Source organism: Desulfatiferula olefinivorans (genome assembly GCF_054657895.1).
The window spans coordinates 76,564-100,426 of sequence record NZ_BAAHXV010000007.1 but is presented as its reverse complement, the minus strand read 5'-3'; the positions used below and the strand labels follow the sequence as shown (position 1 = coordinate 100,426).

Annotated in this window: 22 protein-coding genes; 12 read left to right on the top strand and 10 right to left on the bottom strand. The window is 56.9% G+C overall.

Features of this window, described 5'->3' with window-relative positions:
- Nucleotides 1-3: 3 nt before the first annotated feature.
- The 5 genes from ACYQ11_RS07435 to ACYQ11_RS07415 form a co-directional block, all read right to left on the bottom strand.
- Complete coding sequence (locus tag ACYQ11_RS07435; RefSeq protein WP_459923135.1) at nt 4-1,179, bottom strand: FprA family A-type flavoprotein; 1,176 nt, start codon at nt 1,177-1,179, stop codon at nt 4-6.
- Nucleotides 1,180-1,203: 24 nt separating this feature from the next.
- Nucleotides 1,204-1,356 (bottom strand): rubredoxin, encoded by a 153-nt coding sequence (gene rd / locus ACYQ11_RS07430; protein WP_459923134.1) that lies wholly within the window; start codon nt 1,354-1,356, stop codon nt 1,204-1,206.
- A 78-nt stretch (nt 1,357-1,434) separates the two neighbouring features.
- Entirely contained in the window at nt 1,435-1,593 is a 159-nt protein-coding gene (locus ACYQ11_RS07425) for a rubredoxin (protein WP_459923133.1), read from the bottom strand.
- A gap of 29 nt (nt 1,594-1,622) precedes the next feature.
- Entirely contained in the window at nt 1,623-2,171 is a 549-nt protein-coding gene (locus ACYQ11_RS07420) for a ferritin family protein (protein ID WP_459923132.1), read from the bottom strand.
- A gap of 371 nt (nt 2,172-2,542) precedes the next feature.
- Entirely contained in the window at nt 2,543-3,232 is a 690-nt protein-coding gene (locus ACYQ11_RS07415) for a Crp/Fnr family transcriptional regulator (RefSeq protein ID WP_459923131.1), read from the bottom strand.
- Nucleotides 3,233-3,708: 476 nt separating this feature from the next.
- Between ACYQ11_RS07415 and ACYQ11_RS07410 the strand changes: the two genes are divergently transcribed.
- The 9 genes from ACYQ11_RS07410 to ACYQ11_RS07370 all read left to right on the top strand — a co-directional run bounded on the left by ACYQ11_RS07410 (nt 3,709) and on the right by ACYQ11_RS07370 (nt 10,905).
- Nucleotides 3,709-4,146 (top strand): flavodoxin domain-containing protein, encoded by a 438-nt coding sequence (locus tag ACYQ11_RS07410; RefSeq protein WP_459923130.1) that lies wholly within the window; start codon nt 3,709-3,711, stop codon nt 4,144-4,146.
- A gap of 67 nt (nt 4,147-4,213) precedes the next feature.
- The gene (locus ACYQ11_RS07405; protein WP_459923129.1) at nt 4,214-5,566 is read left to right on the top strand and encodes a multiheme c-type cytochrome; all 1,353 of its coding nucleotides are present in this window, start codon (nt 4,214-4,216) and stop codon (nt 5,564-5,566) included.
- 17 nt (nt 5,567-5,583) lie between these two features.
- Nucleotides 5,584-5,922, top strand: coding sequence for a cytochrome c3 family protein (locus ACYQ11_RS07400; RefSeq protein ID WP_459923128.1), 339 nt, complete (start codon nt 5,584-5,586; stop codon nt 5,920-5,922).
- 113 nt (nt 5,923-6,035) lie between these two features.
- Nucleotides 6,036-6,833 (top strand): exodeoxyribonuclease III, encoded by a 798-nt coding sequence (locus tag ACYQ11_RS07395; RefSeq protein WP_459923127.1) that lies wholly within the window; start codon nt 6,036-6,038, stop codon nt 6,831-6,833.
- Between the two features lie 107 nt (nt 6,834-6,940).
- Nucleotides 6,941-7,183, top strand: a complete 243-nt coding sequence (locus ACYQ11_RS07390) for a type II toxin-antitoxin system Phd/YefM family antitoxin (RefSeq protein WP_459923126.1) — start codon at nt 6,941-6,943, stop codon at nt 7,181-7,183.
- Entirely contained in the window at nt 7,180-7,443 is a 264-nt protein-coding gene (locus tag ACYQ11_RS07385) for a Txe/YoeB family addiction module toxin (RefSeq protein ID WP_459923125.1), read from the top strand. Before ACYQ11_RS07390 ends, ACYQ11_RS07385 begins: the two co-directional genes overlap by 4 nt.
- A 52-nt stretch (nt 7,444-7,495) precedes the next feature.
- Nucleotides 7,496-9,514, top strand: coding sequence for a TrkH family potassium uptake protein (locus ACYQ11_RS07380; protein WP_459923124.1), 2,019 nt, complete (start codon nt 7,496-7,498; stop codon nt 9,512-9,514).
- Between the two features lie 12 nt (nt 9,515-9,526).
- Nucleotides 9,527-10,186 (top strand): potassium channel family protein, encoded by a 660-nt coding sequence (locus tag ACYQ11_RS07375; RefSeq protein ID WP_459923123.1) that lies wholly within the window; start codon nt 9,527-9,529, stop codon nt 10,184-10,186.
- Nucleotides 10,186-10,905, top strand: coding sequence for a hypothetical protein (locus ACYQ11_RS07370; protein ID WP_459923122.1), 720 nt, complete (start codon nt 10,186-10,188; stop codon nt 10,903-10,905). Before ACYQ11_RS07375 ends, ACYQ11_RS07370 begins: the two co-directional genes overlap by 1 nt.
- A 34-nt stretch (nt 10,906-10,939) precedes the next feature.
- Here ACYQ11_RS07370 and ACYQ11_RS07365 read toward each other — a convergent pair whose 3' ends face one another.
- The 4 genes from ACYQ11_RS07365 to ACYQ11_RS07350 all read right to left on the bottom strand — a co-directional run bounded on the left by ACYQ11_RS07365 (nt 10,940) and on the right by ACYQ11_RS07350 (nt 19,502).
- The gene (locus tag ACYQ11_RS07365; RefSeq protein WP_459923121.1) at nt 10,940-13,825 is read right to left on the bottom strand and encodes a response regulator; all 2,886 of its coding nucleotides are present in this window, start codon (nt 13,823-13,825) and stop codon (nt 10,940-10,942) included.
- A gap of 33 nt (nt 13,826-13,858) precedes the next feature.
- Nucleotides 13,859-15,187, bottom strand: a complete 1,329-nt coding sequence (locus ACYQ11_RS07360; RefSeq protein ID WP_459923120.1) for an HDOD domain-containing protein — start codon at nt 15,185-15,187, stop codon at nt 13,859-13,861.
- On the bottom strand, nt 15,187-18,594 hold the full coding sequence (locus tag ACYQ11_RS07355; protein ID WP_459923119.1) for a response regulator: 3,408 nt from the start codon (nt 18,592-18,594) through the stop codon (nt 15,187-15,189). The genes ACYQ11_RS07360 and ACYQ11_RS07355 overlap by 1 nt, the downstream gene beginning before the upstream one ends.
- Nucleotides 18,595-18,677: 83 nt before the next feature.
- On the bottom strand, nt 18,678-19,502 hold the full coding sequence (locus ACYQ11_RS07350) for a CheR family methyltransferase (protein ID WP_459923118.1): 825 nt from the start codon (nt 19,500-19,502) through the stop codon (nt 18,678-18,680).
- Nucleotides 19,503-19,793: 291 nt separating this feature from the next.
- Between ACYQ11_RS07350 and ACYQ11_RS07345 the strand changes: the two genes are divergently transcribed.
- The 3 genes from ACYQ11_RS07345 to ACYQ11_RS07335 are packed head-to-tail and all read left to right on the top strand — an operon-like array spanning nt 19,794 to nt 23,206.
- Nucleotides 19,794-20,066: a metal-sensitive transcriptional regulator gene (locus ACYQ11_RS07345; protein WP_459923117.1), complete on the top strand. Its 273-nt coding sequence runs from the start codon at nt 19,794-19,796 to the stop codon at nt 20,064-20,066.
- Nucleotides 20,067-20,090: 24 nt separating this feature from the next.
- Nucleotides 20,091-21,986 (top strand): heavy metal translocating P-type ATPase, encoded by a 1,896-nt coding sequence (locus ACYQ11_RS07340; RefSeq protein WP_459923116.1) that lies wholly within the window; start codon nt 20,091-20,093, stop codon nt 21,984-21,986.
- Nucleotides 21,983-23,206, top strand: coding sequence for an SLC13 family permease (locus ACYQ11_RS07335; RefSeq protein ID WP_459923115.1), 1,224 nt, complete (start codon nt 21,983-21,985; stop codon nt 23,204-23,206). Before ACYQ11_RS07340 ends, ACYQ11_RS07335 begins: the two co-directional genes overlap by 4 nt.
- A 4-nt stretch (nt 23,207-23,210) precedes the next feature.
- On the opposite strand, the gene ACYQ11_RS07330 is transcribed toward ACYQ11_RS07335, so the two are convergent.
- On the bottom strand, nt 23,211-23,855 hold the full coding sequence (locus ACYQ11_RS07330; protein ID WP_459923114.1) for a YceH family protein: 645 nt from the start codon (nt 23,853-23,855) through the stop codon (nt 23,211-23,213).
- Between the last annotated feature and the right edge of the window lie 8 nt (nt 23,856-23,863).

Sequence of the window (23,863 nt, the reverse complement as noted above, 5' to 3'; positions counted from 1 at the left end):
CCCTCACAGTTTTGCGGCAAGGGTTTTTCCGAATTCGAAGCAGGCGGCGAGTTGATTGTCATCGGGGACATACTGGATTTTCAATCCGTCGTGAACCTGTTCGATGCCCATGGCCGCAAGCTCCGCGTTGAGCAGCTTGACCGCCTCACCGCTCCAGCCGTAGGAGCCGAAGGCCGCGCCGATTTTGTTTTTGGGTTTCAGGCCCTTGATGTAGGTCAGCACGTCGCACAAGGTGGGGTACAGGCCGTTGTTCAGGGTGGGTGAACCCAGAATCAGGGCCTTTGCGTCCATCACTTCGGTGATCACGTCGCTTCGGTGCCATTTGCGGACATGCATGAGGACCGCGTCCGCGCCTTCGTGGTTCAGGCCCGCCGCCACGGCCTTGGCCATTTTTTCGGTGCTTTCCCACATGGTGTCGTAGAGCACCACGGCTTTTTTGGCGGGCGTCTGTTCACTCCATTCCAGGTATTTGTTGATGATAAATCCCGGATCCTTGCGCCAGATGATACCGTGGTCCGGGCAGATGGTCTTGATTTCGATGCCCGAGGCGACGACGGATTCGATCAGGGCCTTGACCTTGGCAGAGTAGAGCAGAAGGATGTTGGCGTAGTATTTCTTGGCATGCTTGACGATTGCCTGTCCCACCTCGTCGTCGAAGTTTTCCTGATCGGCGTAATGCTGACCGAAGGCGTCGCTGGAAAAAAGGATTTTGTCTTCGGGCAGGTAGGTGAACATGCTGTCCGGCCAGTGGAGCATCCGGGTTTCCATGAAGGTCAGGGTCCTTCGCCCGATGGACATGGAGCTTCCGCCCTCCACGGCGTTAAGGTTCAGCGCGTTACCGAAATGGGCCTTAAGGCCTTTTTCACCCATTTTGGAACAGTAGACGGGCTTGTCTTTGCCGATGGCGTCCATCACCTGGGGCAGGCAGCCCGAATGATCCAATTCCGTATGGTTGCTGACGACGAAATCGATTTTTGCCGGGTCGATGACGGCGGCGATATTTCGGAGCAGTTCATCGCCGAACCCTTTTTTCACCGTATCGATCAGGACCACCTTTTCATCGATGATCAGAAAGGAGTTGTAGGTGGTTCCGTGGATGGAATAGCCGTGGAAATCCCTGACGTTCCAGTCCTTGACCCCCACATCGTAGATTCCTTCCGCTATCTTCAATGGTCTCATGGCATCCTCTTTCGCAGGTCGGGCCTACTGTTTGGAAAATTCGTTTTTATCCACGCCGCAGACGGGGCAGACCCAGTCCGCCGGAAGATCGTCAAAGGGGGTGCCGGGCTCGATACCGCTGTCGGGATCGCCGTTTTTCGGATCGTACACATAACCGCAGACATTGCATTCGTACATGGTGCCTCCTTGGATCAGGACAATGAAAATGAATAGGTCCGCGGGATTACGGGTAACGCCGCGGACGGGAGTCTAACATCATTCAACTTTTTCGAAATATTCCTTGGCGGCGTCGCAGACCGGGCAGACCCAGTCATCGGGCAGATCTTCAAAGGCCGTTCCGGCGGCAATGCCGTTTTCGATGTCGCCGAGTTCGGGGTCGTACACATAACCGCAGGGGCATTCATAACAATCCATGGTCTAAGTCTCCTTCATGTTTTTTAATGTTATCCGAAATACCGTTTCAAGAGGCCGGCGAACGCCTGTCCGTGCCGGGCCTCGTCTTTGCACATTTCATGCACCGTGTCGTGGATGGCGTCGAGGTTCAACTGTTTGGCCCGGACCGCCAGGTCTTTTTTTCCCTGACAGGCCCCGTGCTCCGCATCGACGCGCATCTGAAGGTTGGTTTTCGTATCGGCCTTGAGCACCTCGCCCAGAAGTTCGGCGAACTTGGCGGCATGCTCGGCCTCTTCAAAGGCAATGCGTTTGTAAGCTTCGGCGATTTCCGGATAGCCTTCACGGTCGGCCTGTCGGCTCATGGCCAGGTACATGCCCACTTCGGTGCATTCGCCGGTGAAATTCATCTTGAGCCCTTCGATGATCTCAGGGTCCACCCCTGAGGCCACGCCGACCACATGTTCATCGGCCCATGCCGGGGCAGATCCGCTGCTCTGCGCCCTGAACTTGGCGGCCGGGGCCTGGCACTGGGGGCATTTTTCCGGGGCAGCGTCAGCGTCGGCGATGTATCCGCAAATCGTGCAAACAAACTTTTTCATGGTCCTTCCTTTCCTGGTGTCGAGATGGGTTGAGTTCAACATAAAATGCCGCCGGGCGGCGATGTCGCATAAAATGTCTGATTCCTCAATCACATTTCATGCCAGAAAAGAAAGGTTTGGTAAAATGCTTGTCAAAGAACTGATGTTAAACGATTTTCCGTGCCGGGCCCGGTTGAGCCCCTCCGGTGACGGCCGTTTGTCCCCGGCCTGTGGGCAGAGGGACAAAGGCTGATGGGGGATCAGGCCCAACGAATTGAAATTCTTGTATCATGTCTGTCTCTTGCGGTTTATTGAGACAGGTGTGTATCAAAACATCGGATACGCTCGAAGGCCGGGCGGTTGTCTCCGGGCCCGTCGTAACGCATGGGCCACTATAACTCAAGTTTTCCGAACTCGGCAAGATCTTTCAGGCCGTCATGGTTCAGGATCAGGATGTCCCGGCCCTGAACCTCGATCAGCCGGTGCCCGTTCATTTTGGCCATGATCCGTGACAGGGTTTCGGGAATGGTTCCCAGAAGGCTGGCCAGCTGCCCTTTGGAAATATCCAGGGTGACCCGTTCCCGGTTGTTTTGCTCCCGGCTCAGCCAGAGCAGGTGGGCGGCCAGACGTGCGGGCACCTCCTTGAGGGCCAGGTTTTCGATCTGGACCGTGAACTGCCGGAGCCGCATGGAAAGAACACCGAGCATGTTGAGGGCCAGCGACGGGTCCCGGGTCAGGAGATCGATAAAATCGCTCCGGGGAAACAGGAGCACCCGGGATTCCCTGAGGGCCATGGCGCCGGCCGGAAACGGCTTGCCCGTGAACACCGGAACCTCCCCGAAGGGCTCACCGGGGCCGAAGATGTGAAGAATATGCTCCTTGCCCTCGAAGGACAGCTTGTATATTTTGATCATGCCGGTTTCGGCGATGTAAAACCCCGTTCCCGGCTCGCCTTCGGAAAAGATGGTTTCCCCTTTTTTGTAAAGCCGAGGCACGCTGATCCGGCACAGGGCCTCCAGCTGTTCGTCCGGCAGACCCGAAAACAGATCGGACGAGGCAATGACATCTTTGAGGGTGTTCACGGGCGATCCTTTCATGAAGTGGGTTTCACCCGTTGTCATATAAAGGTTTGGCCGTCCTGTCTACCAAAACAATCCAAATCGAAATCGAAAAGCAGGTTTTCATTTGGTATGTCATCGAATTTTATTAAGGATGAGGGCCATATCGGTGGGCACAGCCCACGACGACGATGGGTTTGCGCATGGGCGGGGCTTTTCGCGGTTAGGCACCCCACAGGGATTTGCCCGAACAACGACGGTCTTCGCATAAACGACCGCCTGTCGTAGGGTGGACTGTGTCCACCAACTGCCCGTCATCATTATAAAACGCACCACCGCTTAACAGGATTGATAGTCCGGCATGGAATGTGTATGTAAATGAGGTCATCTGTTCCCGGGGCTTTCGGTCCCGGTGGCTGTGTTCGTGTTGCCCGACATGGAAAGCCACGCGTCAAAAGCATTGAATTTATCCATCAATCATTATAAAAGGAGACTCGTTCATGAAAAAGGCCCTGATTGTGTATTCGACCCGCACCGGTGATACCCGGAAAATCGCGGAGTTCATTGCGGAAGGACTGCGGTTTTCCATGGTGGACGTGACCCTTTCCGACGCCAAGGATATTAAAAAGGAATCGGAGCTTGACGGGTATGATATCTACATGTTCGGATCATCCACCTACCACGGGGAGATGATGAACAGCATGAAAACCCTGCTTTTCATCGCGGAAAAAGCAGGGCTTGAGGGCAGGGTCGCCGGTGCATTCGGAGCCTACGGATGGAGCGGCGAGGCGGCTGAACGGATTTTTGACACCATGAAAAATATTTTCGGCATGGCCATGGTCGGGGGCCCCCTGATGCTTAAATCCGCCGTTGTCGAGGGTGGAATGAAAATGGCCCAGGCCTACGGCAAGGAGGCCGCCGCCAAGGCCGAGGCATAGACCTTTCATGGTGCTGTCCGTCTGCCTGTGATGACGAAAGACCTCCCGGACCGGGAAAGGACACACCATGGATGCCGTGTTGCGATGCCTCAGCCTGAAAGGGCTTGTCTTTTTTGTTTTTATCGCCGTGCCGATCGGAATCGGCACGGCGTTTTCCTCCGACGCCGTTTTGGCGCCCGGACGCTTCATCGATCCTGCGACCTGCGGGGACTGCCACAGTGGGATTTACAGCCAGTGGACCGCTTCCATGCACCATCTGTCTCATAGCGATCCGGTGTACCAGGCCCTGTCCCAATACCTGCTCAAGGGGCTTTCCGATCCCGGTGAAATCGCCGAAAGCGAATCCTGCGTCAAGTGCCATACCCCCGTCGGGGTCCTCACCGGTTATCCGCTGAAAACCTCCGATGACCCGTCGAAGGTGTCTTCGATCGCCGCCCAGGGCATTCAGTGCGATTACTGTCATTCGGCCACGGGCGTTACCCGGATGGTCAACAACGGTTTGATCATCAGTCCCGGCCTCGGGGAGGATGACCCGGGCGTCAAACGCGGCCCCCGCGACGACGCCGAATCCGATTATCACGACACCGCCTATTCGCCCCTGCATACCGCTTCGGATATCTGCGGCACCTGTCACAACGTGTCCCATGTCTCGTTCGGGACCAAACTCGAGACAACCTACGACGAATGGATAAAAGGGCCGTTCGGTCCCGCCGATCCGTCACAAACCATCACCTGCCAGGGGTGTCATATGGTCCAGCGGCCCGGAGTTCCGGCCACGGCGTCGACCGACAGGCCTGCCCATCCGGGGAGGGCTTCAGATGACGGCCCCGAGAGGGCGCATGTAAGGACCCACGTGTTCGTGGGCGCCAACACCGCCGTTCCCCCGGGCTTTGGCGGGGCGGACAAGGCGGCCATGGCTCTGGAACGTCTTCAGAACTGCGCGGAACTGTCCCTCGATACGGACTGGATCGCGGCCGGGCGTCTTGGCATCGTCATTAAAAATACCGGGGCCGGGCATGATCTGCCCACGGGCCTCACCGATGTGAGGCAGATGTGGCTGTCCATCCGTATCAACGATGCCGCCGGTAAGCCTGTGTTTTCAAGCGGCGTTGCGGATAAAAACGGCTATGTGCCCGATGACGCCATTATTTATAACACCGTTTTCGGGGACGGTAAGGGCAATCCGGTGCTGAACATCGCCAAGGCCCGTGAAATCCTCAAGGACAGACGTGTGCCCCCGGGAAAATCCCTGAGGGAAGAGGTCCGGTTCACCCCCATTGACAAAGGTGTCCTGACCATCGAGGTGAAACTGCTTTACCGAAGTGCCCCCCAGAAGGTATTGGACCTGGTTCTGGGCAAGGGCAAACAGACACTGCCCATCGTGACCATGGAAGAAGTCAACACTACCGTGACCCTTTGACAAGGAGAGAAAACGCCATGAAGAAAACACTGTTGCTCGCCGTGATGATGACCGTGATGATTGTTTCAGGGACCGCGTTTGCCGCCGACGAACCGACGGGCAAGGCCGTCATCGATCTTGACGGGGGGAAAAAAGGCAATGTGTCTTTTCCCCATAAAGACCACCAGACAAGCCTGAACGACTGCGGCATCTGCCACAATCTGTTTCCCAAACAGGAAGCCGTGGTCAAGGCCATGAAAGCCGAGGGCAAACTCCAGAAGAAGCAGGTGATGAACCACTGTCTGGACTGCCACCGTTCCATGAAAAAAGACGGCGCCAAAACCGGCCCCACCGCCTGCGCCCAGTGCCATCGATAATTTTGTTTTGGGGTATCATCGTTGTTGTTTGTTGATTCAAGGAAATGATGGGCAAAGCAAAGCGTGCCCATCAGCTATACCAATAGACAGTATTTTTTTTTGAGGATAATTCAGTGCCCAAGCGAACGACGCGAACGATTCGACTGGTGTCGTGGAATGTGAACGGCCTGAGGGCGGTTTTTGGCAAGGATTTTGTCGGCAGCGTCCGGACCCTCGATCCGGACATCCTGGCGTTGCAGGAAACCAAACTCCAGGAGCATCAGAGAACCGATGAGATGCTTGCGTTCGACGGCTATCACAGCGACTGGTCCTATTCCACGGTGAAGAAAGGGTACAGCGGGGTGGCCACCTATTCCAAGGTCCGGCCCCTGTCGGTGAAGACCGGCATCGGCATTCCCGCCTTCGATGACGAGGGCCGGATCCTTGAAAGCGATTTCGGGGATTTCATTCTGTTCAACGTGTATTTCCCCAACGGGCAGATGAGTGACGAACGCCTCCGGTACAAGCTGGATTTCTTCGACGCCTTCTTCGCCTACGCCGACGCCCTCAAGGACAGGGGCCGGAGCCTGATCATCACCGGGGACTACAACATCGCCCACAACGAGATCGATCTCAAACATCCCAAGGCCAACGAAAACACCTCGGGTTTTTTGAGGATTGAGCGGGACTGGATGGACGAGATTGTCCGGCGGGGCTATGTGGACACCTTCCGCCACGCCTTTCCCGATACCGTTACCTACTCGTGGTGGTCCTACCGGTCCGGCGCACGGAAAACCAACGCGGGCTGGCGCATCGATTATTTTTTCGTGACCCGGGACATCATCGACAAAGGATGGATCAAAGAACCGTTTATCGACAACGGCATTATGGGGTCGGACCATTGCCCCGTGGGGCTTTTGCTTGAACTCTGACCCCGGTTGATGTTTCCATAATCGGCATCTTTTTTTCACCGTATCACCAACTTGACAATGCGTACGTGATGTCGTACTCTTTTACCATAAACGTCAAGGAGGCAGAGATGACAATATTATCCGCAACAGAAGCCCGTTCAAATTTTTACAGACTGATTGATCAAGCTTCCTCCTCCCATGAACCTATCATTATTACAGGCAAACGGGGAAACGCCGTTCTTATTTCAGAAGAAGACTGGAAATCAATTCAGGAAACCATGTTTCTTTTGAATATTCCAGGAATGCGAGAATCCATCAGGAATGGCCTTGCAACGTCTATTGACGATTGCAGCGAGGAGCTTGACTGGTGAATTGGACGGTCGTTTTTACGAAACACGCACAGAAAGATGCAAAAAAACTGGCCTCACATGGGTTGAAATCAAAGGCGAAAGAAATAATTGAATTGTTGAAACATAATCCATACCAGACACCACCACCCTATGAAAAACTTGTCGGTGACTTATCAGGCGCCTATTCACGAAGATTGAACATTCAACACAGAATGGTTTACCAGATTCTGAATGATGAAAAAACTGTCAAAGTTATTCGAATGTGGACTCATTACGAATAGGGACCGCTCATAGGGCATAAGCCGATGACCCGGGCGGTTTTAGGATGAGGGTATGAAAACAGGGACAATTTCACGATCCGTGCTGCCCCATGTCGGTATGGAGGGGGCGTTGACGGCGCTTTCGCCCCTGCCCGTGATTTTTGCGACCCTGGGTGCCGCCGACGGCCTTCCTGCCCTGTGGCGGATGGGGCTGGGCTCGGCGGCCTGTCTGGCCTGCCTGATCTGTGCCTGGACCCTGTTCCGACGGCCGGTGATCGGCAAGACCGCCGGTTTTCTGGCGCTCATGGCCGGGTACGGCGGAGCCCTGCCGTCTTTTTTCAATGATCCCGGGGGCGCCCTGCTTGCTGCCGTGGTGGTGATCGCCATGGGCTTTGCCCTGTATGATTTCAGCCTGCACGCGGGCGATGAACGGAAAAGCGACCATGAACACCGGTGCCGGCAGCGGGCCCGATTCGCCGCCGCGGCGGTGCCCGTCATGACGGCTCTGTCCATGCTGCTCGGTGCGACAGACACCGTTTCTTTTACGGCGGCGGTGGCGGCCTCCGCCCTGATCAGCCAGGTTTTTTTTGTTCAGTGGACCTTTCAACGAAAAACGCCCCTTTTTTTTCTGATGCAAGGCACAGGCGTCGTCTGTCTGATGCTGATTTTCTGGGCCTTTTCCACCGGTCACACGGTGAGCGCGGCCCTTGTCGTGAGCCTTGTCAATTTTTCTGCGGTTCCCCGGTCCGTCCGGGGGGCGGAGAACAGACAGAACGGATGGGAACTCCTGCTCAACCATCCGGCGCGGATTCTTCTTTCCACCTTTTTCGGACTGTGCGTGCTGGGGACCCTGCTTTTGAATGTGCCCCATGCGACCACGGCGGGCGCCATCGACCTGGTCGATGCGGCCTTCACGTCGGTGAGCGCCGTCTGTGTGACCGGGCTCATCGTGCTCGATACGCCCCATGATTTTACCGGGATGGGCCAGATGTTCATTCTGATCCTGATCCAGCTTGGCGGTCTGGGCATCATGAGCATCACCACCGTGGCCCTCCACGCCATGGGACGTCGGCTGAGCCTTCGGCAGGAGCGCATTCTCTCGTCCATGACCGGCAATGACCATGAGGAACTGGTGTCCTCGCTGGCCGCCATCTTGAAATTCACCCTGATTGCGGAAGCTCTGGGTGCCGCGGCCCTTTCCATGCTGTTTTATTCCCTGGGCGATTCTCCGGCACAGGCGTCGTGGCGGGGGGTGTTCACGGCAGTGTCGGCCTTCTGCAATGCGGGGTTTGCCCTGCAGACCGACAGTCTGATTCCCTATCAGGATAAGCCTTTGATTCTGCATGTGATCGCCCTTCTGATCATCGTCGGCGGTCTGGCTCCGGCCACCAGCCTGATCGTGCCGCGGTGGCTGAGGGGTAGGCGGATTTCCGTTCCGGCCCGCATCACCCTTGTCACCACCGTGGTTCTTTTGGTTTCAGGGACGCTGTTCATGCTGGCCTTCGAGTGGAACGGCATGCTGGCGGGTCTGGCCTTGCCGGATAAACTCCACAACGCCTGGTTTCAATCGGTGACCCTGCGCACCGCAGGATTCAACTCGGTGGACATTGCCGCCGTGATCACCCCGACCTTTCTTGTCATGCTCTGCCTGATGTTTATCGGCGGCAGCCCCGGCGGCACGGCCGGCGGGATCAAGACCACCACCTTCGGTATTCTGGCCCTGACCTTTATGGCCAATATCACCAATCGCAATGTGATCATCCTGCAAAACCGCAGGATTCTTTCCGCAACCATCTATCGGGCCGTCACCATCACGGCCTCCGGTGCGCTTATCTGGTTTCTCGTCCTTTTGATGCTCACGGTGACCCAGCCGCTCTCGGCCCGGGATCTGATCTTTGAGGCCACCAGCGCCATCGGAACCGTGGGCCTCACCACCGGGGCCACCGCCCATCTGGATACCATTGGAAAAATCATCATCATGATCGCCATGTTCGCCGGACGTGTGGGGCCCATGACCCTGTTCATGCTGCTCAGCGGGGACCAGACCTCGCCGGTCTCCCGATGTCCGGATGTGGAAATCACGTTAAATTAAAGGAAAACCGTTATGCCTCAACAGATACTGATCATCGGTCTGGGACAGTTCGGCATGGCCCTGGCCCGGACCCTGTCGGAAAAGGGCGTTGAAGTCCTGGCCGTGGACCCCCTGAAACATCTGGTCGAAGAAGCGGCCGTCTTTGTCACCGAGGCCCTAACCATGGACGCCACCGATGAGATCGAGCTCGCCCGGCTCCATCCCCGGAAACGGGATGCCGTGGTCTGCGCCATCGGGGATGATTCCAAGGAATCGTCGATCATCTGCACGGCCCTGCTGCGGCAGATGGGCGCGCCGTACATCGTGGCCCGGGCCAACGACAAGCTGCACCAGCGCATCCTTCAACTGGTCGGCGCCCATCAGATCATCAATCCGGAGCAGGAGTTCGGCAAACGCTTTGCCAACCGGCTTCTTTACCGCCATGTGATTGCCGACACCGCCCTGGGCGAGGACCTTCTGTTGACCGAAATCCGCATCCAGCCGTCCATGGTCGGGAAAAATCTCATCGAACTGGCTCTGCCCAAACGCTTCGGGGTGACGGTGGCCGCCATCCGTCGGGGGGGCACCGGAAAATTCGTTCAGCCCACGCCCACCGAACCCATGCGTGAGGAGGATCATCTGATGATTGTATCCAGTGAAGCGGGCATAGCCAGACTGGTCAAAGGGGTGTGATGATGAAAATTGCACAACCGGTTCGTATCGGCTTGTGGCTGTTGCTCGGGCTCAACCTTCTGATGGCCTTTGGAGCCGTCGGCGTGTTTACACGGATGAGTCCGGCCATTTCCGTGATCATCGACCGGAATGGGAAGTCTCTGGAAGCCTGTGAGACCATGCTGACCTGTCTGGCCCTGATCACAGACGATGCAGAGGACAATGGGGCCCGGGAAAAGATTTTCTTAGACGCCCTCACCCGGGCTCGGAATAACATCACCGAAACCGAAGAGCCCGATGTCCTCACATTGATCGCCGTCAATTATAAGGACGCCTTTGCCGGGCAGGGCGATGCCCGCCGACGTACCGTGACGGCCGTCGGCCGCCTGGGGAAAATCAACCGGGACGCCATGGTCCGGGCCGATCTCCGTGCCAGGCAGTTCGGCCATGCCGGGGCCTGGGGGATTGTGTTTATGGCGTCCGCCGTCTTTTTTGCCGGGATGGTGTTCAGACGGAGTCTGTCAAACCATGTGATCGCGCCCCTCGAAGAGATCTACGCGGTCATCTCCGCCCATCGCAGGGGCGATACCATGCGTCGGTGCACCGGATCGGACCTGCCCCGGGATATCCGGATCGTCTTCGGCGCCCTGGATGAATTTCTTGATTTCCATCAGTCCCGGCTGGCGCTGTGTAACCATGCGCTCCATGCGTTGCCGCAACACGACGAAGAAAAGTCATAACGCTGAAGCACGTCAGGGAGCCGTTTGGAACGGATTATTTTTTCCGGGACATTAAAACCGACCGGATGGCTTCGGAAAATTTGCTTGTGGTGAGCGGCTTGTTGATGATCCGCCTGATGCCGATTTTTTCAGCACGCTTTTCCGTTTCGGGGGTGCTGAATCCGGTGCACAGCAGGATCGGAATATCAGGCCTCACCGCCAGGATTTTTTCGGCAAGCACATCCCCGGTCATGCCGGGCATGGTCAGATCCGTGATGACAATGTCGAAGGCGTCGGGGGCCCGTTTGAACAACTCAAGGGCTTCGTCGGGGGAGGTCCGTGCCGTCACGATGTATCCCAGGGTCTCAAGGTTCCGTGAATTCACGTCAACCAGGGCGTGTTCATCATCCACCAACAAAACGGTTTCCGAGCCTTTTTCAACGGGCAAAAGGAAATCCGCCGCATTGAGACTCTGCCGTTTCATGGCCGGGAACAACACCGTCACCTCGGTGCCCCGGCCCGGTTCGCTTTCGATCCGGATGGCTGCCTTGTGACTTTCCAGGATCCCGTGAACGACGGACAGGCCCATGCCGGTTCCTTCCCCGATGGCCTTGGTCGTGAAGAAAGGATCGAAAAGGCGTTTCAGGTTCTTTTTTTCGATGCCGTGGCCGGTATCGATGACCTTCAATTGAACCCAGAACGGCGGCGGCTCGTTTTCATTTTCCCTGGCGGATGCGATCAGCCGGTTCACCTCCTCGCTGTAGGGCGGGCGGATGTCCTCAAGTTCGATGGTCAGGACCCCGCCCTTTTTTTTCATCGCATACCCTGAATTGGCGCACAGGTTCATGACCACCTGATGGAACTGGGTCGTGTCGCCCAGAATGTACGAATCGCTTTCAATCTTCTGGACAATGTCAATGGTTGAGGGCAACGAGGCCCTAAGCAGTTCAACCGCTTCTTTGACAACGGACTTCACCTTGAGCGGCCTCATCTCGGTGTCGCTTTTCCGGCTGAACATGAGTATCTGATTGACAAGATCGGCGGCTCGCTTTGAGGCCGCCAGTATTTTGGACAGATAGGTGTTCAGGTTGCTCTCCGGAGGGAGGGCACTTTTGGTAATCTCCGTGTATCCCATGATGGCGGACAGGATATTGTTGAAATCATGGGCAATGCCGCCGGCCAGGGTGCCGATGGCTTCCATTTTCTGTCCCTGGCGGATCTGACGCCCCATGATTTTCTGTTCCGTGATATCCAGTTTGACGGCGACATAATGGATGACATTGCCAAAATCATCTTTCACGGGTGAAATGGTGACCCCTTCTTCGATCAAGGCCCCGTCTTTACGCCGGTTGATCAGCTCCCCTTTCCAGATGCGCCCGTCGGACAGGGTTTTCCACATGTCGACATAGAACCGTCGGCTGTGCTTGCCGCTTTGGAGGAACCTGGGATTTTTGCCGATCGCTTCCTCCCGCGTGTAACCCGTGGTTTTCTCAAACCCGGGATTCACATACTGGATCACGCCGTTTTTGTCGGTGATAATAACCGATTCCGGCGATTGCTCAATGGCGGCGGTGAGCCGCCTTGATTCATTCTCCAGCTGTTTTTCACGGGTGATGTCCCGTGTGAAAATCGACATTCTGTACAGCACGCCCTGCTCGTTGAAAATGGGAAACAGATTGTGGGCAAAACGCCGTCGTCGGGTTTCATCCTCAAACCGAAAGGGTTTTCCGAGATCCGCGGCCTTGGCCAGTTTTTCCCGGCGATACCCGGAAATCCATGAGGGCAACAGGTCAAACACATTTTTGCCGATCAGGTCATCGGCGGTTCGGTTGAATATCCGGGCCGCGTTGTCGTTGAGCGCAAGGATGGTGCCGTCCAGTTCGAGCAGATAGGCAAAATCGGGCGGGGAGTTGAGCAGGGCCCGCATGGTTTCACGGCTTTCCTGCAGGGACTTCTCCGTTTTGGCCTGTTGATCGTAGAGCCTCAAGGTCTGTATGCCGAAGGCCAGATCCGCCGTGATTTCCGACAGAAGACCGATCTCGGCATCGTCAAACGCATTGAGGCCGGACGCCCCCACGCTCAGCGTTCCGACCGGGCCATGGTCCGTCACGATGGGTAGGATGGCAAGGGTTTTGTATTTGTAATGAATCGCGTCGTCCCTGAGGTCGTCCTTTTCCTCGCGGGCCTGAAGGTTTCGAAGGACCAGGGGCCGACGATCGGTCGTGACCTCGCTGCAGCACTGATCGAACGCCGATGGTGTGGAGCGGTCGTCGTGGCGGGCGGCAGGCGGAATCGTGAGACTGGACGAAAGGGCCCGGCACGTTCCGGACGGGGCCTGAGCGTCCGGATAATCCACCCGGCAAAGGGGGTAGCCGCCTGTTTTGGACAGGGTGTCACAGATGACCGACAAAAGTTCCGATTCCGAACGGGTATGGACAATGGCCTTGTTGCAGGCACTGTGCATTTTGAGGGCCCGGTTGGCCCGGGCCAGGGACAGGGTGCGTTCCGTGACCGTGGCTTCGAGCACCTCTTTTCTGTTTTTCAGGGCCTTTTCACCGTCTTTGATGCGCAGCATCACGCGAATCCGGGCCGTGAATTCCATTACATCGATGGGTTTGGAGATGAAGTCGTCGGCCCCGGCTTCAAGGCCCCTGGCTTTGAGTTCGGGGGTGGCCAGGTGGGCGGTCAAAAGCACGATGGCGATGTCTTTGGTCCGGGGATTTTCCTTGAGCTTCCGGCTCATTTCAATGCCGTCCATGGTGGGCATCTGTACGTCAAGGATGGCGATGTCCACCGGATGGTCGTGGGCGATCTTGAGCCCCTCTTCGGCGGACAGGGCCTTTATGAGCCGGGCGCCGCCAATGTACTGGGTGACGATCTGCTCGATGATAAAGAGATTTTCCGTTCTGTCGTCAACAGCGAGAATGACGGGGGCGATCATAGATTACATCCTGGTTTGTTTCGTTTTTGCTCATTATGCCGCAGAATCATGGCCTGTCCATTGTTTCACACCCAGACGCGCAAGGCCGGTCAGGATCGGCGGCAGCAGGGTGTGAACCGAATCGCTGATGCCCAGGGTTTTGACCATCTGCCTGTCCAGAATAAAATGATTCGGCTCGACCTGGGACGATACCCCGATCAGACGGCTGATCCAGCAGGCCACATGAAGTATGGCCGACAGGCGTTCCGCCTCCGTGTGACGGCCTTCACCACGGGTCAGGCCCGCGCCGACCGATCCGGACAGGATCTCCGGAAAATGCCAGAAACGCATGAGCTCGGCGCTCAACGACGCGCCGGATTCATGGCGGTCATCCATGCCTTGGGTGATCCGGGCCGGCTGCTCAAGCGAAAGGCACAGATTTCCCACCGAGTGAAAGAGCCCTGCGACATAGGCCTCTTCTTTTCGATCCGGCATGATGGTCTCTGAAAGATGCCGTGCAATGAAGGCTGCGGCCAGACTGTGGTTCTTCCATTCACGGATGATTTCATCACTGAGGGACGGCGCTTTCGTTTTATTGCCTGAGACGGATGTGACGATGCAGATCCGCCGGAAATGGGCCACCGATAACCGCTGTCTGGCCTGGGTAAACGACGCGATCGGTTCCGACACGCCGTAATAGGACGAATTAACCAGCCTGAAAAACCGGAGTGCCGGCACGGGGTCTTTGGACAGAATCAGGCAGACCCTGTCCCAGTTGATCGTTGCGGCGTGGATCTCTGCCAACAGGGCCCCTGTCAGGGTTTTGTCCGCCGGCACGATTTCCAGGCGGTCACTGTAAGGCTTGAGACGGTCCGCCGCCGGAGGCCGTGAGGGACTGGTCTCATCAGACGGCGTGTCTCTGATGGTTTCGATCGATAGAAGGTGGGAGACGCACTGCACGGAAACCCTGCGACCGTCCGTGCCCCCGGTCTCCTCACGGATCACGGGGATGCCCTGGGCCGTCAGATAAGCCTTCAGCGCCGCGACGTTTTCACGACCGATATCCACCCCTTCCTGCAGCTGGAACATGGAGCCGCCGCCCACCAGGACGGCTGACAGACAATGGGGATCAGACCCGGCTTTTTTCATTTCATTGACCAGAAGCGGCGCGCCGCTGTCGGCAAAAAAAGCATTTCGGTCGTCGTCTCTCAACACCTTGCGCCTTCCCGGCAGAACGACGTGCAGCATGCCGGTCACATGGTGAACGGTGTCGATCAGAACCAGTACCACACACGATGCCGCGACCGTCCACAGTTCGATGGGTTCATCACCTGCGACCCGAAGCTCGCCCACCGGTACATATAATGACGTTGTTTTTGCCATCAGGACCACTTCCGGATCGTATCGATCAAGACATCGGGATCAATGGGTTTGGAGATATAGTCGTCAAAGCCCGAGGCCATAAGCGATTCCCGGTCCCCCCGCATGGCTTTGGCCGTCAGCGCGATGACCGGAATCCCTTTGAGCGTCTTGTCCTCTTTAAGTTTTGTCGTGACATCCAGGCCGCTCAGTCCCGGCAGCTGGATATCCATGAGGATGATATCCGGCTGGACGCTGGCGGCCACCGACAGGGCCTCATGGCCGTCCTGGGCCACAAAATGATTGTATCCGGCGTCGGTCAGAAGGGCATTGATGGTCAGAAGATTGTCCGGGTTGTCTTCGACCACCAGAATCTTGAGGGCCTTGGGATCTTTTTTCTCATGAACGGATTCAGGGGCCTTTATTTCCGCTTTTTCATCGGCTTTACGGTCCTCCGGACCGCCGATACCCAGAAGGGTTTCGATGCAGTCCACCAGCTGGTTCCGGTCAATGGATCCCTTTCGTATGAGTTGCCGGACCTTGTTGTGGGACAGACGCGCCCGTTCGTCCGAGGACAGTTCCTTGGCCGACAGCACCAGAATCGGCAGATCCCGGGTTTCCGGGGCGGCCCGCAGGGAGTCCAGAACCTGGAAACCGTCCATGCCCGGCATCATCAGATCCAGGATGATGGCCCGCGGGCAGGATTGTTTGATGGTTTCCAGGGCCTCGTTGCCGTTGGAGGCGATGCGGATCCGATAACCGCGTTCCTCCAGGGCCGATCGGATCTGAAGCCCGGCGATGTCGTTGTCTTCAACCACCAGAATGTCGTTGGCGGCACCGGGGTTCCCCCCGTTGGCGTTGCCGATGGATTGAATGGCACTCAAAATTCTTTCCCGGTTGAGGGGTTTGACGATGTAACCTGCCGCGCCCAGGGCCATGCCCGTCTGCTGATCGTTGCTGACGGAAACGATGACAATGGGGATTTTATCGGTTTCCCGGCTTTCCTTCAGCAGACGGACCACCTCCCAGCCGTCCATTTCCGGCATCATGATATCGAGCGTCACGGCCATGGGTTTTAAGGCCCTTACCAGTTCGATGCCCTGTTTTCCGTTTCGTGCGGTTTCGACATGGTAACCCGCCTGGGTCAGATAGGTTTTCATCTCGGCCCGAATGTCCGGGTCGTCATCGATCACGACGACGGTGTTCGATGACGCTTCCCGTTCGCGTTCAATGCGACGGCTTTCTTGCTGCTGCCGTTCCCTGACATCCTTTTCATCAACCTTTGCAAGGGGCAGGGTGAGGGTGAACCGGCTTCCCTTGTCGGGGTCTGAATCGACGTGAATGCTGCCGCCCAAAAGGTCGGCCAGTTTGGCGCAGATCGCAAGGCCCAGGCCGGTTCCTTCATGGCTTCGGGTGGTGGACCCGTCCACCTGCCTGAATTCATCGAAAATATGATGCAGGTCTTTTTTGTCGATGCCGATGCCGGTGTCGGTGACCGTAAAATGGACATGCCCGTTATCGGTAGCGACCCGGGCAGTTATCTGCCCCTTGTCCGTAAACTTGACGGCATTTGAAAACAAATTCAAAAGGATCTGGTTTATTTTGTCCTCATCCGAATGGATGTAGGGCGCGTCATCAAGATCCTTTTCCACACGAAGGCCCTTTTTCGCGGCAAGGGGGATGATGGTGGAAAGGGCCCGTTCCACAAGGGCCCGGGTGTCAAAGTCCGTCATGTAGATGTCCATCTTTCCGGCTTCGATTTTTGACAGATCGAGGATATCGTTGATCAAGGCAAGAAGCTGGCGTCCGTTTCGTTCAATCACTTTCAGGTATTCGGATTCCTGATCCGGATCATTGCCGGTCCCCCGGGAGATCATCAGCTGAGACAAGGCCAGGACGCTGTTGAGGGGCGTTCGAAGCTCATGGCTCATGTTGGATAAGAATTCCGATTTCAACCGGTCCGCCTCCTCCACCCGGGACCGCTGGATCTCCAGTTCCGTTTTCTGGACTTCCAGCTCTTCGGTCTGGGCCTGGAGTTCCCGGGACTGGGCCTGGAGTTCTTCATTCATGGCCGTCAGTTTTTCATTGGCCTCATTGACCTCATCGGTTCGGGCCTGGAGCGAATTGTTGGCGTTTCTGGATTCTTGGAGCAGGCGCTGGATTTCTTCATTCTGGACCGAAGAAAACAGGTAGGACGACAGATTGATGGCGGCGGCATTCAAAAAATCGATTTTGGGTTTGGAAAACGGCTCGAACGAACCCAGTTCAAGGACGCCGTAAAGCATATGGTCGAAGATCAGGGGCACGGTATAGATGGACCGCGGCGGTTCGCTGACGGTTCCCGTGTTGGCCAGGGCGTCGGTGCGCTCGATGTTGTGAAGGTGGATCGGCTTTCGTTCCAGGGCGACCTGTCCGACAATCCCTTCACCGGCCTTGAACGATTCGGACAGGTACTTCCGGTCCACAAAGGCGTAGCTGGCCGTCAGCCGGCAGGTTTTAGTGTTTTTGTCATAGGCATAAAGGGCGCCGATGCAGGCGTCGGTGTAGCGTGCAATGTAATTGAGGCCCTTGGACACCAGTTCATCATAGGGCAGGTTGCCCGACAGGTCCCTTATCATGTCCGAGATCCCCTCCCTCAGGTACAACTGGCCCTGCAGCATATCGATCAGGTTGTTGAAGTGTCTGGCCATGGAAACCACTTCATTTTTACCGGTCAGGTTTGATTTTTCGAGTTTCCCGGTTTTTTCGATTTTCGACATGATGATTTTGAGCCGAAGCACATCGGACACGATGCTGTCAATGAGGATGTAGGCGAGAAACGCTGAAACCAGAACGATGACCACGATGGCGATGGCCGTGCTGACGATGATCCGTCCGTCGATGTCGCCGGCAATTTGCAAATATCCGTCGGCTGTCTGTTTGGCATCATCGTTCAGCTCAGCCAGTTTCTGCTGCAAAAGGGCCACCTGCTCGTCGCCCTTTTTCCGTATGACCAGGGCGGCCTCGTCATTTTTCTCTTCTTTCACGAATTGGATGATTTCGTCCCGAAGGGATCGCCAGTTCGTAAGCAGCCTTCGGGTCTCGTTTTCCAGGGCAAGACCCGCATCTCCGGGTATGCTGTCCTTGATGATATCCAGTTGCCGATAGACATCCTCTTCAGCCTTGTTGATTCGGGAAATCACCTCTGTCCGGCCCAGGTTGGACCGGGTGAAGGTCAGTTCCTTTATGTCGCTGTGTATCCGGATGATTTGGGTCTCGGCGTTCAGTGCGGCCCTTGTAACCTGATAGGGATGCCTGTAAAGGTCCGTGGTGAGTTTGCTGAGGCGATTCATCTCGAGGATGGCATAGATTCCGAAGATGAGGAAAAACAGACCCACAATGATAAACGCGTACGTCAGTCGGGCTTTGATGGAAATGTGTTTCAAAAACATGGCAGTCTCCGTATGAGCATCAGCTTGAACCGTTCAGCAAAAAAACGTATTCGCGATCGTATGGACCGTCCGTTCCTGACGGATCAGGTTTTTTTGTATATCCGGCTTTTATGATGGACCTGGACCATCTTGGTTTCGATCTCCCTGGGCAGGTATTCGCAGCTGCCCAGAACCAGGTGCCCCTGACTGTCAAGGGCCTTGTACAGTTTGTTCACGATCCGGTTCTGAATGTCCTTGTCATAATAAATCATCACGTTGCGGCAGAGAATCAGGTCAAACCCGCCGAAGATACTTTCCGGAGGGGCAAACCCCTTGTCCGAGGTCAGGTCGTCGATGGAAAAATGGACCATTTTCTTTATGGTTTCGCTCAGGACGTATTTCCCTTTGCCGTCTTTGTCGAAATAGCTGTTCAAATGACCCAGTCTGACATTTTCCAGGGATTCGGCGGTGTAGACGCCCCGGATGCCGGAAGCCATGATGGACTGACTGACATCCGTGGCAAAGATGAATGGGGTAAAGGCGCAGGTCTCCTGTTTCATCAATTCGCTGAGAATGATGGCGACGGAGTAGGGCTCTTCACCTGACGCACACCCGGCGCACCAGATGCGGATGTCTCGTCCGGCTTTCTTTTCCGACAACAGCCGGGGCAGGATATCGTGTCTCAACAATTCAAACACCAACGGGTTCCGAAAAAAAAGACTGAACTTCACAACAAGATCATTGATCAACACATCGACTTCATCGGGGTTTTTCTTGAGGAAGTCCAGGTAATCGCTGATGGAATGAAGACCAAGGCACTGTAACCGTTCATCAATTTTTCTTTCCGACAACGATTTGTGAAAGCCTGAAAAATCCACATTCCGGGACAGGCGAATGAATTCCAGCACATCTGTAACAGAAGGCATCATACGATTATCTTTCATGTCGGTATATCATTTCGGCAGAGTAACCCATGGAGATACAACAGGGCAGATTCATTTATTTCCATTAACCTACTGAATGTGCTCCGATGAATCAAGTGGATTCGATCAAGCCGGATGATTCCATGGCCCATCGGCGTCTTTAAATTAATCATTGCCTGCGCCCTGGAAATGTGGTCTAAGGGTCTTGGATAGGGTATACCCCTATTGTCTATTGACTCCGGTGGAGGGCCGCCGTTTGGATGGCATGGCCTGAAACCCCATGAAAGGAAAGATGTCATGAGCCTATGCGGAACGGATCAGGATAAGGAACGGGTCGTCAAGCGTCTGCGGCGCATCGAAGGCCAGGTGCGGGGACTGTGCGCCATGGTCGAACAGGACAAGGACTGCATCGAGGTGCTTCGGCAGATCAATTCGGTGTCGGGCGCCCTGCGCGGTGTCTGGACCCAGGTGATCGGCGATCATTTGCGGGGCTGCATCGCCAAGGCCCTGGTCGATCACGACGAAAAGCTGATCGACGAGCTGATGGAGCATCTCCAGAAGATACGATAAACGTTAACGAGGAGAAAAAAACGGATGATCGGTCGTTTTACCCGTGTGGGGGTGTATGAGGAGCTGATGCAGTACGGGGATTTTATCAAGGTGGGATTCGGGGCCCTTCTGGCCCTGGCCGGGTTTGTCATCGGCCGGTCGGATCTGCCTTACCGGGACATGGCGGGAACGGGTCTGATCCTGCTGTCGGTGGCGGTGAACGGGCTCCCGGTCATGGTGGGGGCCGTCCGGGGGATCCTTGAAAAACGAATGAATGTGGATGAACTGCTGGCTCTGGCCATCATCGCCTGTCTGATCAAGGGCGAGTATCTGACGGCGGCGGTGGTCAGCTGCATCATGGTGCTCGGCGCGCTGATCGAGGAGGCCACGGCCGAGTCGGCCCGAAAATCCATCAAGGCCCTGATCCGGGTGAGCCCGAAAAAAGCGGTGATCCTTGTCGACGGCAGGGAGGACGAGGTGGATGTCCTGACCGTAAAGCCCGGAGACATGCTTCTGGTCAAGGCGGGCGAACAGGTTCCGGTGGACGGCGTGATCGTGGACGGGTTTTCGGCCCTTGACGAATCGGCCATCACCGGCGAGGCCATGCCCCGGGAGAAGAAAGCGGGGGATCCGGTTTTTGCCGGAACGTTAAACCACAACGGGGTGCTTCGCATCCGGGCCGAGCGGGTGGGGGAGGACTCGACCCTGGGCCGGGTGATCCGTCTGGTGTCCGAAGCCGAGGCCCACAAGCCCAAAAGTATTGCCTTTATCGACCGGTTCGCCACATATTTCACACCGCTGATCCTGGCCTGCGCCCTTTGCGCCTGGCTGATCACCGGTGAGTTCGGCCGGGCCGTGACCGTGCTGATTGTCGGCTGCCCCTGCGCCCTGATTCTCGCCGTTCCCACGGCCACGGTGGCCGCCATCGGCCGGGCGGCCCGGGCCGGAATTCTGGTCAAGGGGGGACAGCATATCGAATCGATGGCCCTCGCGGACACCCTTTTTTTCGACAAGACCGGCACCCTCACCGAAGGCAATCCCCGGGTCAGTTCCATTGTCCCTGTCGATACGGTCGATAACAACGATCTGTTGAGACAGGCGGCCGCCGTGGAATGCCATTCGACCCATCCCCTGGCCCGGGCGGTGACCCAGGCGGCAACGGCGGCGGGAATCACCATCGAGGCGGCCCGGGATCTGTTGACGGAGATCGGCCTTGGCGTTCGCGGTACCATTGACGGGCGTCTGGTCGAGGTGGGCAGTGTCTGCATGAACGACGGCATGGGGGCGATTCCTGCGGCGATAGAGGCTAAACTTCAGGCTGTCCGGGAGCAGGGGGAAACGCCCTTGATGGTGTACCGTGATAAACAGGCGCTGGGCTTCCTCGGTGTGTCCGATCAGGTGCGGGCCGATGCGGATAAAACCGTGGAAAAACTGAACGCACTGGGAGTGCGGGAGATCGGTATTCTTTCCGGAGACCACGAACAATCGGTCGCCCGGGTGGGTCGGTCCGTGGGTATCGACCGGCTTTGGTCCGCCCTGAAACCCGAAGGCAAGCTGGACATCATTCAATCCGTGCAGAAAACGGGCGCCCGGGTGATCTACGTGGGTGACGGCATCAACGACGCCCCGGCCCTGGCCGTGGCCGACACGGGCATCGCCATGGGGGCACGGGGCACCGAGGTGGCCCTTGAAACCGCCGACATCGCCCTGATGGGAGACGACATCACCCGGCTGCCCTTCATGATCGCTTTGGGAAGGCGCATGCTGTTTATCATCAAACTGAACATCGCCTTCGGCTTGGTGTTCAACCTGGTTTCGGTGCTGGCCGGGGCCGGGGGGGTGATCACGCCCATCATGGGCGCGGTGGTCCACAACATCGGATCGGTGCTGGTGGTGCTGTCCTCGGCGAGTATCGGATTTTACAAGGAGAAAGTCCTGTGACGACGGCCCTTTTGATTTTCACGCTGAGCTACGCGGGCATCGCCCTGGGGCGCATTCCGGGCCTGGCCCTGGATCGGGTGGGTATTGCCATCCTGGGGGCCATCGCCATGGTGGTGTTCAAGGTGGTTTCCCCCGCCGAGGCGGTTCGGGCCATCGATTTTCCCACCTTGTGTCTGCTTTACGGGCTGATGATCATTTCCGCCCAGCTGAGGCTGGGGGGTTTCTACACCTTTACGGCGGAGAAGATTCTGTTCCTGGTGGCCCGGCCCCGGTTTTTCCTGTTTGCCGTCATGGTGCTCGCGGCGGTTCTGTCTGCGCTGCTGGCCAACGATATCGTCTGTTTCGCCCTGGCTCCCATCCTTGTCTGGTCCCTCAAACGGTCCGGCCTGACGTCCGTTCCCTTTCTGATCGGACTGGCCGTGTCAAGCAACATCGGCTCGGCGGCCACCGTGATCGGCAACCCCCAGAACATGCTGATCGGCCAGGTGGGCGGGCTGCCCTTTGGAGATTTTTTCCTCTGGGCGGCGGTGCCGTCGGCGCTGGCCCTTCTTGGTGCATTTGCGATCATTGTCTGGATGTACCGGAAAACCCTGTCCGCTCTTCCGGAGACGGTGACGGACGAAAGGGCCCATAACTGGCCCGTGTTCGACCAGTGGCAGAGCGCCAAGGGGCTTCTGGCCACCGTGGTGCTGGTGGGGCTCTTTCTTACCGATCTTCCCCGGGATCTGTCCGCCCTGGCCGTGGCCGGCGCCCTTCTGTTGAGCCGGAAGATGAAAAGCAGGGACATGACGGCCCTGGTGGACTGGCATCTGATCACCCTGTTCTGCGCCCTGTTCATCATCATCCACGGCGTGTCCCAGGTCCATCTGACGGATCGGGTGCTTGCGGCTCTGACCAGCCGGGGCTTTTCCCTGACAGACCCGCTGTTCCTGACGGGCCTGTCCACGGTTCTCAGCAACGTGTTCAGCAACGTGCCCGCCGTGATGCTGGTCATTCCCTGCCTGGACCCCTTGCCCCTCACACCCTGGTACATTCTGGCCGTGTCCAGCACCTTTGCCGGCAACCTGTTCCTTCTGGGCAGCATCGCCAACCTGATCGTGGTGGAAAAAGCCGCCGATCAGGGCGTTACGGTCTCATTTCGGGAGCACGCCCGAATCGGCATCCCCGTGACCCTGTCCTCCCTCGTCATTCTGGTGGCCTGGGCATGGGTGGCGGGGTAGGGGGCTATTCAAACTGTTTTCTGAACTCGGCGAACTGCTGTTTGAGGTCGGCCAGTTCGGCGGCAAGGGTCTCGACGGTTTGTTCAAGGGCCGTGATCCGGTCCGATTGAGACGGATGCTGAGGGGTCTCTTGAGGAGCATCGGCATGGGCGGCTGTTTCGTCCCAGGCTGCTCCCAGGGTGTGGTGGAAACGAATTTCCTTGTGACCGTGCCGGCGGGGAAGGGCGATGACCTGGCCCCTTTCGATCAGGTGATCGATGATCCGGCTGACGTGCTCCAGGCTGTCAAAGGCGTAAAGGCGCTCGGTTCGGGTCCGGATCTCCCCGGCGGTCTGTGGCCCGCGCAGCATCAGCACGCAGAGGATCGCCGATTCGGCGGGAACGAAGCCGGATTCGTTGAGCGTGCATTCCTCGTATTTGGACACCCGGCCGAGGCGGCTTTCAAAGACCCGTTTCTTGAGGACCAGACCCTTTATGCCGTCAAGGACGGTTTCGTCGTCCCAGGCGACCACCGGCTCGCGGTTCGATTTCTGGTTGCAGGCGTTGATAAGGGCGTTGAGGGACAGGGGGTAATACTCCGGGGTGGCCATTTTCTTCTCGATCAGCGAGCCCAGAATTCTGATTTCCACATCCGTAAGCAGGGTCTCCATTGACGATT